This is a genomic window from uncultured Butyricimonas sp., from assembly GCF_959596855.1.
Lineage (GTDB): Bacteria > Bacteroidota > Bacteroidia > Bacteroidales > Marinifilaceae > Butyricimonas > Butyricimonas muris.
Genome location: NZ_CAUFYA010000051.1, coordinates 25,718 through 36,610 on the forward strand (window position 1 = coordinate 25,718; position 10,893 = coordinate 36,610).

Below are 10,893 nucleotides of genomic sequence, written 5' to 3' on the forward strand. Positions count from 1 at the left end.
AATTATTTGGTCTGTAAGGGATAACTTGATAATTTTGTACGCGAATCAGTTTACTAAAGTTTATGCCTCAAAATATGCAATTAACTCACCCCATTTTTAAAATCTTATCCGGAATAGCAGCAGAAAAAGGTTTGGAGATATACGTGATCGGGGGATATGTCCGCGACTTGATTTTAAAACGCCCTTCCAAAGACATTGACATCGTAGTTTTAGGTAGCGGGATAGAATTGGCAGAAAACGCAGCAAAACAACTGGGCAATCTGACTGTTTCCGTGTTCAAAAACTTCGGGACAGCCATGTTTCGATACAAAGGAATGGAAATCGAATTTGTCGGGGCACGTAAGGAATCCTATCAAAGGAACTCCCGTAAACCGATCGTGGAAGAAGGAACCATTGACGATGATCAAAAACGCAGAGACTTCACTATAAACGCTTTAGCGATCTCTTTAAATCAAGATACCTACGGGCAACTGGTCGATCCGTTTGGAGGAATACAAGACTTGGAAGACGGGATATTACGAACCCCGCTCGACCCCGTGATAACTTTTTCGGATGATCCGCTACGCATGATGCGAGCCGTTCGTTTCGCCTCGCAATTGAATTTCACGATTGAAGCGATCACTTTCGAGGGCATTATCGCCAACAAAGGGCGTCTGAAAATCGTGTCGAAAGAACGTATCATAGATGAATTCAATAAAATCATGCTATCCCCCCGTCCTTCCGTGGGACTGAAATTACTGGAACAATCCGGGCTACTGGATGTATTCTTTCCGGAACTCACCGCACTCAAGGGAGTGGAGTCTGTGGACGGTATCGGGCATAAAGACAACTTCTACCACACGTTGACCGTGCTGGATTCCGTTAGCCGGGTGTCAGACAATCTATGGCTTCGCTGGGCAGCCTTGCTTCACGACATAGGCAAACCCGTTACCAAAAAATTCGTACAGGGACAAGGCTGGACATTTCACGGGCATAACCACGTCGGCGAACGCATGGTCGGCAAATTATTCAACCGCCTCAAACTGCCCCAGAACGAGAAAATGAAATACGTGCAAAAACTCGTATCCCTGCACATGCGTCCAATTGTCCTTTCGGAAGAAATCGTAACCGACTCGGCAGTCCGCCGTCTTTTATTTGACGCCGGGGACGACATCGACGATTTAATGACCCTTGCCGAAGCGGATATAACTTCTAAGAACGAAGAGAAAGTGCGTCGCTTCATGCACAACTTCCGGATCGTTCGTCAAAAATTAAAAGAAGTCGAGGAAAAAGATGCCATCCGGAACTTCCAACCCCCGGTAAGCGGCGAGGAAATCATGGAAATCTTCAATTTACCCCCGTGCAAAGCCATCGGAGATATTAAAAATGCCATCAAAGAAGCTATCCTCGACGGCATCATAAGTAACGATCCCGCGGAAGCCCGAGAATATATGTTCAAGGTAGCTGCCGAATTGGGAATACAGAAGAGTTCATAAAGTTAAAAAGTTTATAAAGTTTATAAAGTAACTAACTCTAAATACTTTATGAACCTTATAAACTTTATAAACCAAAATAGAAAGGGTTTTCCTTTCTATTTTAAGAAGTAAGCTATTTGTTTGGCAGGAGTTCCCTCGTAAACTTTTACCTCAGTTCTCGGCACATCGTTGTAAGGAACAAATTCCATCACCTGCAATAAAGCGTATTGTTCATCTTCACTACAAAATACTTCCAAACTTAAATTGGATTGTTCAGAACGACTCAATGACTGAAGATTATCAAATTTATTCTGTTCAATGATATCATACAACTGTGAAGATTGATTGGCAGCCACGTACACTTTGTGCTTTTTCATGGCTTTTCCCGTCGGTTTGTACACGTACTTTTCTTTTTTAATGATAAATGCCATAATTCCCCAACCCACAACAGCCAACCCGAGCATAATAATGATAGAAGAAAGCGTATCGCTTTGTGCCGTGTTGATATGATTTGCACCCACCCAAAGAATAGCGGCTCCCACGATCAACAAGCCCAAGGGTTTCACGGGTGATTTTTTCTTTTTCTCTACTTTACCTTCATCTACTTTCAAGATTACGTCATCTATATAGTCAAATTTTGTTTCCATGATTATGATTTCTATGTATAATTTATAATGTTTAAATTTCAGCACACCAAAACACACTTCACCCGTTCACGAACAAGCAAAGTCTTCCCACGAAATAAACCTGAATCATACAATGATTTCACGCAAAGCAAAGACGTAGTATCCCCCGTCCTGTCTTAACGCGAAAAAGTCGAGATAATCATTTTCGACATACCTGAAGTAAGGTGTAAATACCCTTTTATACTCCTCGAACTGAATCGAGAAACTATTCCTTTGTAAATGACGGCAGGGAGGCTGTATGTTGGACACTTCATGCACCACGTTCACCGGTAGCGCATTACCGTTCATCGCCGTCAACATTGCCAAGCGTTCGAAAGCCTCCTTTTCATTGGAAACAAGCCTCTCTTGGCTCACTACCTTTTCCATGTAGCGAGTGGCATCTACCCGTTGTCCCAGATAGACTACCGCCAAAATAAGCAGCACACAATATTTCATGAAAACTTTCATACCACTTTTCTACGATAAATTCAGAACAAAGATACAAAATCATTTGAGGAAATACACCATATCATATGATTTTTCGTGTCCGTGCCCGTTCATAAAATATAAACCTACTGCCAAATCTTCGATTTCTCAAAAAAAACATTCCGAAACTCGCGATATAAAGACTTTTTTCGGGCTTCCCCGTTATGTAATGAGCAGAAAACGGGAAGAAATAAGGCATGGCTGTTTATTCACACATTCAACCATACTCAACTAACATTCGACATCTCCGGTGTTAAACGGGTAGTCATCAAGTGTTGTACTGGAGTTGTAGCCCGTTCTCTCCTTCTTCTCCTCCCGTTTTCTTACCATTCTTAACGAAAAACACTTTCACTCCCCTAACCCATCCGAGAAGCTGCCTCTCAGAAGGGATTATACATGTTATATAAACCTTTCACTTTTCCTAAAAAACGAAGAGAGAAAAAGATGCAATTCTTTTTCTCTCCATTTATAGGTTAAATTATACACCTCACACAACTAAAATATTCTTATTTTACCCAATGATACCGTATAAAAAGTTTTGTTGTAGGCTTGATCACTTACAATAAATTTCAAATAACGACCATGCAAGGAAACAGGGAGTGTAATGATCGTGCTTTCTCCTACCGTATTTCCCAAAGTATTCTCTATTACATAAGTCGCATCTTTCCAAGTTTTATTATCCACAGATATTTTAATCTGGATTTTCTTAGCAATACATGGCTCGTATGCAGAAGTGACCGACAATTTCTGGGTAACCAAGATTCCATTTACAGTCTGAATTTCTTGCATATCCACTACCATCTCGTAAGTATAAAATTTAGAATGCCGTGTCGGTTGCCACCCTCTCGTGGAACTTTCATCAAATATAACATCAATTCCTTCCCCGTATTCTTCATTCGAACAAGAATACGTCCAATTTTGACTACTAAGGAAAGATAAGTCTTCCGGAAACTTTGGATTAGGCAGATCATCAATAAAAGAGAATTCCCCAATCGGGAAATAATGCTCGTTATAGCGTTCCACCTTCAATCCATTTACTTTACAAGCGACATCCAGCGCAAACGTACTGATTTCAAGATCGGAAACCTTACTTGCATTCTTATTTTTACTCAAGTTTCCTTCACTCAAATAACGATTTTTCCCCAAGACCAATGTTTTCAAATTCGGGAAATTCAATATATCCTCAAACGAATTTATATCATAATCTATTTCCAATTCTGTTCGGGCATTCACGAATGCTTCCGTAATTTCCGACTGTCCATATTTTTCCCGGAGCCATTGTTTAAAATCGGGTGTATAGGTTCGGTTATCACGTGTCAATTCATAAGGATTGAAAACAATCAAATCCGAACATCCACTCAATCGCCCACTACGGTTAATCGTTACTTTTGTTCCCGCATCTATCTCATCCGGAACCAAACAATATTTATTATCGGTAACAAAAACGCTATCTAATTCTAAAATCTTACGTTCTCCTCCCGAATAATAATTTAAACTGGCTGTTTCAACATCACCTTGCCACTCGCTAAAAACAATCACCAAATGCTTCCCAACAAAGAAATATTTGTCAAACATTCGCGTGAACGACTTTATACTCTCGTGGTCAAGCGTATAAGGTCGTTCGCTAGTTAAAGCAGGTAACGAACAATTCCCGTCTTTATCCACGCTACGCACGGCAACCTCATAAGTTGCATTTTCCAAATTCCGTATACTACATTCCGTGGTTCCTTTCTCTAACAAGGAATCTCTAGTAACCCCGTCCAACGTCCAACTGACTTTAACCTTGTCTATTGCTGGATCTACATGATTCGTCCACTTCACGATTAATCTTTGCCAACCGGGATTCACAGACAAGTCTTTACATTTTCCTAGATAACGAATCGTACCTTCCCCAGCATAATCACTATACGTATCTTCCAAACTTTCACATCCCCCAAAGATTAACAGGGAAACGATAAACCATAAATATTTTTTCAATTTCATAACACAACCTTATTTTGCTGTATAAATTTCCAATTCGTGAATAGTTACATGTTTGTTATAATTAGAACCACTCGTGGCATTTTCAAAACCCGCAGGATTATAAAACACTTCATTTATCACGAATTTCAAATAACGGTATTTATTCCCAGTAACAGGACAACTTAATTGCATGTAACAAGGATCCGCAAAAGAGAGCGCATCCAAACTTAAAATTTGATATGCATAATCCCCATCGTTACAACGCTTGCACCACCTTGATTCGTTTGCACACTCTCTATCTTGTTCAAAATGCACTATTTCTTCCCATGAGGCATCATCAGCCATGTCATTAGAACCGTAAACAGTTACATTACTCGGCAATTTAGATGCATAACAACTCGTCCAAATATCGCCGTATTTTTCCAACCATCCGGGATACCAATGACTAGGCCCCATGGGAAAAGTAGTTCTAACAAATAACATGGCATAAAGCCTAAATTCAGCAGGCAGTTTCTGTTCTTTCATGTCAATAATAAACAATGGTTTGCCAAGACAATATTCTTTCGACAGATAAGTACAGAAATTATCCCATCCCTCCCAACCGAAACAGGATTCTCCTTTCAAATCACCATCAAACAAATATGATTTGCCTAATCTGTACACTGGATCTTCTATTGAAAAATTTTCCGGATCATAAAAATCAAAATCAGCCGGATTTATTTTTTCAATTTGTAAAGGTTCTACATTTTGCCACACTTTCTCTTTCACCATATACCCACGAAAATCTTCCGTGCGGACCACAACATCATAAGAAGGACGAACTTGCTGAGGGGTTATTTGTACAGAACCGGTTCCTTGAGCCAAGACAAAACTATTAATCAATAGCGTGTCCGGCTGTTTACTCACGGGATCTTCTCCAACATAAAACACATGCGCCATTCCCTTTGACTCTTCTTTAATATCATAGTTGAGGCAAATACTACCCCAAGCAGGATAAACTTCCAAATGATCAAAGAAAGATACCGGTCCCGAATCTTTCGTGTCAAAAGTTACCTCCACGGGTTCCGACTCCAAATCATCATTATTACAAAGGGTCACTCGAGCTGGTACTCCTTTTTGCGCTTCATTAAAACCCAATAAAACCAAGGAATCACACGCGTAACTACCGGAGCAAATCATCGCTTTACCGAAAGCATCCTCGTAACGTACACGAATATAAAGAATGTCCCCGTCGGAAGGTAACTTGTAATGCATAATAGCTCCTCCCGGGATAGGAGTAAAAGACAAATTTTCAGCCGGTATCGAGGTTTCAAAATAAGCATCGTCATCCTGACAACCGTAAAACGCCCAAAGCGCCAATAACATATACATCAACTTTTTCATATTTTTTAATCTTTTATCTATTTACCAATTGGGATTTTGCTCGCAACCCGAAATAAGAATCTCCTCGCTACGAATCGGGAAAAGATAATCTCTCGGGGCTATAAATTGTCTTTTAGACCACACCACCACAGGTCCCTCGAAATTATTATAGAATTGTCTTTGGGTCTTCCCGGTAACAAGCCACCCGTAAAGTTTCGCATTCAATTCTTCAGCAGCCGTCAACCAACGACGTAAATTCCAAAAACGTCTGCCTTCAAAAGCAAACTCCACGTTCCACTCCTGCCTAATAATCTGACGCATACCGAGCTTCGTTCTCTCCTTTCCCGGATCCGTAGAGTAATTCTGCCATGCCTCCTCCACATCAGGAATTCCGGCCCTTTCACGCACCGCATTCAACGGATCATAGACGTGTTCCTTATCGGGAACCTCCAAATACTCGTTCCAAGCCTCCGCTTTCATCAAATAAAGATCTGCCAAACGGATAAGCACACAAGCCTCTTCATTAGAGAACGTATTTTTGTAATCTAAATTACTTTGAGAGGAACGAGAACCTTTTTTCATGTAATATCCCGTCAAATTCTGCGCTTGAGAATTGGAAATTCGTGTATATAACGTCCCGAATCGTTCACCTTGATAAGCTCTCACAAGATCATTCTCCGCATGAATAGTCTCTCCCCTTTGGAAATAACAGCGATCTGCCGCGATATGTGCATAAAAACGAGGTTCCCTGCGAAGATGCAAACGTAACACACTATCAGCATCAAGCAAAACAACGTTTCTATATTTAGTATCTGTTTCTTTTCCTATTTGATAACGAGAAGAATAATCCCATGTACGATCTTCATCTATAGGCACGCCATGCTCGGTGTAATACATCTCGACCATTTTAATACTTGGGGCAATACACCCGATAAGATTCGCATTATAATCAGGCGTCCCACTTCTGAAATAGGGGCGTGTCCACCTTGTCCATGATGTCGTAGCACGATTCTCATACTGAATCATAAAAATAGCTTCGCTACTTTCAAAATTTCTTGCTAAAGATGACTCCTCGATGTCTAACATAATATCACGTAACCCTCGATCATCTTCTGCTGCCCCATCCGTCTTATTAGATATAAGTTTCTTACCATTTTCCAAACAAATCATCAAAGCCGTATCAACAGCCTCCGCTGCACGCTTCCACTTTTCCCGGTCAGGAGTTGGGTTGAAAAAGTTTTCCCCACTTTTACTGGTAAAATTCGCCAAAGCCGGATTCCCGTTAAACAAAGGAGAAGCCGCATAAAACAAAGTCATAGCCTTGAGTGCCGCCGCCGATTCCAAACTGTGATACGCCCTACGGCTTACTGATTTTTGATTCATCGGGGGCAAATCCTTCATCGCTTCATCCAACAAAGTAACGATTTCTTCGACACAAGTATCAAACGGAGCGCGAGGTTGTTTCATTTCCCCGATACTGGCATTTGTGGCAACATTCTTCGGAACCAAGATAATAGGGCCGTACCGGCGAAGCAATTCAAAATAATAATGTGCCTTAAGTGCCTTTATTTCAGCAGACCACAGCACTTTCTCTTGTTCTTCCATGTTATATACACCGCCGATCTTCTCCAAAAAAGTGTTACAATAGCGGATTGCATTGTAAGCTGCATCCTTTCTCCAAATATTCCCGTAAGGCTCCGCTGTCATTTGTAAACCATCTCCTATATAAAAACCTGCCCAATTATACGCGAATTGCTGCCGAATAAAATCACCGGCTACCACCTCGTCTGCCCCGGTGTAAGCCGGATTAGAGATAATGGAAGTTGTATAAGGCGACAAGAAGGTGTGACAATATTTAAACCAATTTTCTGCCTGATCTCGTTTTTCAAAAATGGTTTCAACCGTTTCAATGTCATTATCCGGAACGACATCCAAGTAGTTACACCCGGGAAAAAGGATGGTTAATATCAACAATAACGAATAAAAGTGCTTCATAATCATCGTGCATTAAAATTAGAAACTAAAATTCAAGCCTACCGTATAGGTTCTTTGAATCGGATAATTAAAACCGTTTTCACCTAATTCAACATCCCATATTTTAAAATTAGATATCAAGAACGGATTATTGGCTCGTGCAAAAAATTTCACGTTCTGCAATTTCCACCGCTCCATCAATTTCCGCGGCATATTGTACGCCACCTCCAAAGAAGTACAACGCAAGAACCGACATTCCCGCATAAAATATGTACTCTTACGGACTTCGGACGCCTGACTATTATACCAATTTTCCTCGGGATTATGTTGTACTAAATTATATGTCGACAACCGGGGCCAAAACGGCTTTTTAGTCATATTATCTTCCGACCAATGGTCTTTATAAATAGCCGTCAGCATAGCGTGGTCATCAACAAACGGCGATAATTTCTCCGGATTCATGAAAAACGAACGCTTGCCCGAGCCTTGAAACGCAAAACTGAATTCAAAATTTTTATAATTGATAAATCCGTGAAAACCATATATCAACCGGGGTGTCTCCGGGAAACCGATAAACGTGGCATCGTTCACATCAATCATGCCGTCGCCATTAATATCGCGATAGCGGATATCCCCGGGCTTCACATCACCACTTTGTTCGGGTGAATTATCTATCTCCGCCTGATCTTGAAATACCCCTTCCGCAATGTACCCTATCGCTTGGGAAATTTCTTTTCCCACCTTCTTTTGCCATACAGGTTTATCACTGGCCTCTTCGATAGTTTTATACACCACTTTATTATAGGTAAGGGTTCCATTCAAAATAATCCAAAAATCAGGCGTGAAGGCATGTTGTATTTTACCGGAAAAATCAATTCCACGAGAACGGGATTTACCGATATTATCCAATTGAGAATACTCGATACCCATGTTTGCCGGTACATTCGTACGGTACCCTATAATATTATGCCTGATTTCTTGGTAAGCATCTAAAGTGAATTCTACAAGACCTTTAAACAACTTCGTTTCGATACCCAAATTTACTTGTTCCGCAATTTCCCATTTAATTTTCTCGTTAGCATAATACAGCACTTTTCTAGCCACAAAAGCACTACCACCTGTACCGGATTCCGGATCCGTATATCCCATTTGTCCCACTAAATTAGGCAAATAAACAAAGCGGGGAGAGGTCACTATACCATCATTACCGACTTGCCCGTAGGATGCCCTGAACTTCAAAAAATCCAGCCATTTAGACGTAGACGCCATAAACGGTTCGCTAGTTACAACCCATGCAATCCCACCAGCAGGGAAAAAGCCCATTTGGTTATTTTCGGCAAAACGTTCTGAACCGTTATATCCAAAACTGCCTTCAACAAAATAACGGTCTTTATACCCGTAGCTACCACGCATCGAATACGTCAAGTTACGTTGTGGCATTCCATCCAATACTTTCTGAATCGGTGTATAAGTATATTCCGAAGCTTGAAAAACAGCTGTTAAGGAAGTTTGATGTTCCTTCCAAGCCGCCGTATGCAGTAAGCGTGCTTCATACGTTACTCTCGTGTTAGTTGTTGAAACCCTTGCATCAGAATCTATCGTTAAAGCCCTATAAGACGTTGTAGATAAATCTTGTAAAGTATGTTTACCCGTTTCAAAATCGTAATTAAGCAGGGAATATTGGGCAGGGACAGTTCTAAAACCGGTAGTGTAATAACCGGCTTGCGACACGGAAACACTTGCTCTCGCTTCCAAACCTTTCACGAGACTGGAAAGATTATGAATATATTCTGCCCTATTGGTTGTAGAATAACGTGTTCTTTCCAGATACCCTCTATGCAATTGCATATAAGGATTAATTTGCTTCTCAGACTCCGTTGCCCCGAAACGAAGATGAGGCCAATTGTAAGTATCATCTCCGGGATAAAGAGGAGCGAAATCCACGGGAGAAGCATTAAACGCTAATGAATAAGCTTGAGTAACACTCTCTAGCGGACCATGGTATTTATCTATTGTCGTCGATGAATTAACCACTAATTTAATACCAGCTTTTAAATCTATATTCAAATTAGCCCTGAACGAAGTTTGATTATTCGTGATATTACAGTCAAAATCATTTAATTTGTCCGTTTTCAACATACCCATATCACGATTGTAATTCACGGAAGCATAGTACTGAAGCACTTTTCCTCCTCCGCGAATATTCACCCCTAAATGATGGTTTGTATTATAATCCTTAAACATGATTTTATACCAGTCGTTAGCCGGATACACCCAAGAAGGATACTTACCAGAGGCTGTACGATTTATCCGTTCTACGCTATATTTAGGAGTTGCCAATGGGTCGCGAGCAAGCAAAGCCTGATTATACATTTTCATGTAATCAATCGGATCCACCACATCAAGTTCTTTTGTCGGCATCGAAAATACAGCCTCGTAACGAGCCGTGGCATACACGCTTCCCTCCTGTCCTTTCTTCGTGGTCACTAAAATCACACCATTCGCTCCACGGGCACCATACATAGCCGTGGCTGAGGCATCTTTCATCACGCTGAAAGATTCAATATCCTCCGGGGCAATACGTGCCAAGTCCAACTTGGAAGATTCCACTCCATCCAACAGAATCAACGGATCTATATTCGCCCCGGTCTGAAATGACGTGATTCCCCGAATATAAAATTTAGTATTCATCTCTTCCTCGGTCAAAGCGGCAGGAAGACCTCCCGTTTGCCAACCGATCATTCCGGCGATTTTACCAGCGAAACTTGAAGTCAAGTCACTATTAGAGGACTTCAAATCCATCGGACGTACCGTCGTGATAGCCGATACCACACTCTCTTTTTTCTGTGTACCGAACGCCACGACTACCGTTTCATCCAATTCCTGACTCTCTTCTTTCATGATAATACGAAGTGTATCTTTCGCCGTTCTCTCAAAAAAGTCCAACGTTTCCCTTTTAAAACCGATAAAAGAAAATTCCAACGTCCCTT

The 10,893-nt window shown here is 41.0% G+C and carries 7 protein-coding genes; 1 reads left to right on the plus strand and 6 read right to left on the minus strand.

The features are described from left to right. The first annotated feature begins 74 nt into the window (after positions 1 to 74). A complete protein-coding gene (locus Q5866_RS17650; RefSeq protein ID WP_303181573.1) occupies positions 75 to 1,475 on the plus strand; it encodes a CCA tRNA nucleotidyltransferase in 1,401 nt (466 codons plus the stop codon). Between the two features lie 95 nt (positions 1,476 to 1,570). Here the strand turns inward: Q5866_RS17650 and Q5866_RS17655 are convergent, their stop codons facing one another. From Q5866_RS17655 to Q5866_RS17680, 6 genes are all read right to left on the minus strand, one after another. Then, a complete protein-coding gene (locus tag Q5866_RS17655) occupies positions 1,571 to 2,101 on the minus strand; it encodes a hypothetical protein (RefSeq protein ID WP_303181574.1) in 531 nt (176 codons plus the stop codon). Between the two features lie 105 nt (positions 2,102 to 2,206). Further along, positions 2,207 to 2,575, minus strand: a complete 369-nt coding sequence (locus Q5866_RS17660) for a hypothetical protein (RefSeq protein WP_141560859.1) — start codon at positions 2,573 to 2,575, stop codon at positions 2,207 to 2,209. 525 nt (positions 2,576 to 3,100) lie between these two features. After that, positions 3,101 to 4,588 carry a DUF4998 domain-containing protein gene (locus tag Q5866_RS17665; protein ID WP_303181575.1) on the minus strand — a complete coding sequence of 496 codons (1,488 nt, stop codon included), beginning with the start codon at positions 4,586 to 4,588 and terminating at the stop codon, positions 3,101 to 3,103. A 9-nt stretch (positions 4,589 to 4,597) separates the two neighbouring features. Next, positions 4,598 to 5,950 (minus strand): DUF4959 domain-containing protein, encoded by a 1,353-nt coding sequence (locus tag Q5866_RS17670; RefSeq protein WP_303181576.1) that lies wholly within the window; start codon positions 5,948 to 5,950, stop codon positions 4,598 to 4,600. A gap of 21 nt (positions 5,951 to 5,971) precedes the next feature. Then, entirely contained in the window at positions 5,972 to 7,924 is a 1,953-nt protein-coding gene (locus tag Q5866_RS17675; RefSeq protein ID WP_303181577.1) for a RagB/SusD family nutrient uptake outer membrane protein, read from the minus strand. Positions 7,925 to 7,942: 18 nt separating this feature from the next. Then, the coding region (locus tag Q5866_RS17680) for a SusC/RagA family TonB-linked outer membrane protein (RefSeq protein ID WP_368502050.1) at positions 7,943 to 10,893 on the minus strand (2,951 nt) is incomplete at its 5' end.

Coding starts and splice junctions, on each gene's coding strand:
- Q5866_RS17650 (WP_303181573.1), top strand. CDS start 75: ATGCAATTAACTCACCCCATTTTTAAAATCTTATCCGGAATAGCAGCA.
- Q5866_RS17655 (WP_303181574.1), bottom strand. CDS start 2,101: ATGGAAACAAAATTTGACTATATAGATGACGTAATCTTGAAAGTAGAT.
- Q5866_RS17660 (WP_141560859.1), bottom strand. CDS start 2,575: ATGAAATATTGTGTGCTGCTTATTTTGGCGGTAGTCTATCTGGGACAA.
- Q5866_RS17665 (WP_303181575.1), bottom strand. CDS start 4,588: ATGAAATTGAAAAAATATTTATGGTTTATCGTTTCCCTGTTAATCTTT.
- Q5866_RS17670 (WP_303181576.1), bottom strand. CDS start 5,950: ATGAAAAAGTTGATGTATATGTTATTGGCGCTTTGGGCGTTTTACGGT.
- Q5866_RS17675 (WP_303181577.1), bottom strand. CDS start 7,924: ATGAAGCACTTTTATTCGTTATTGTTGATATTAACCATCCTTTTTCCC.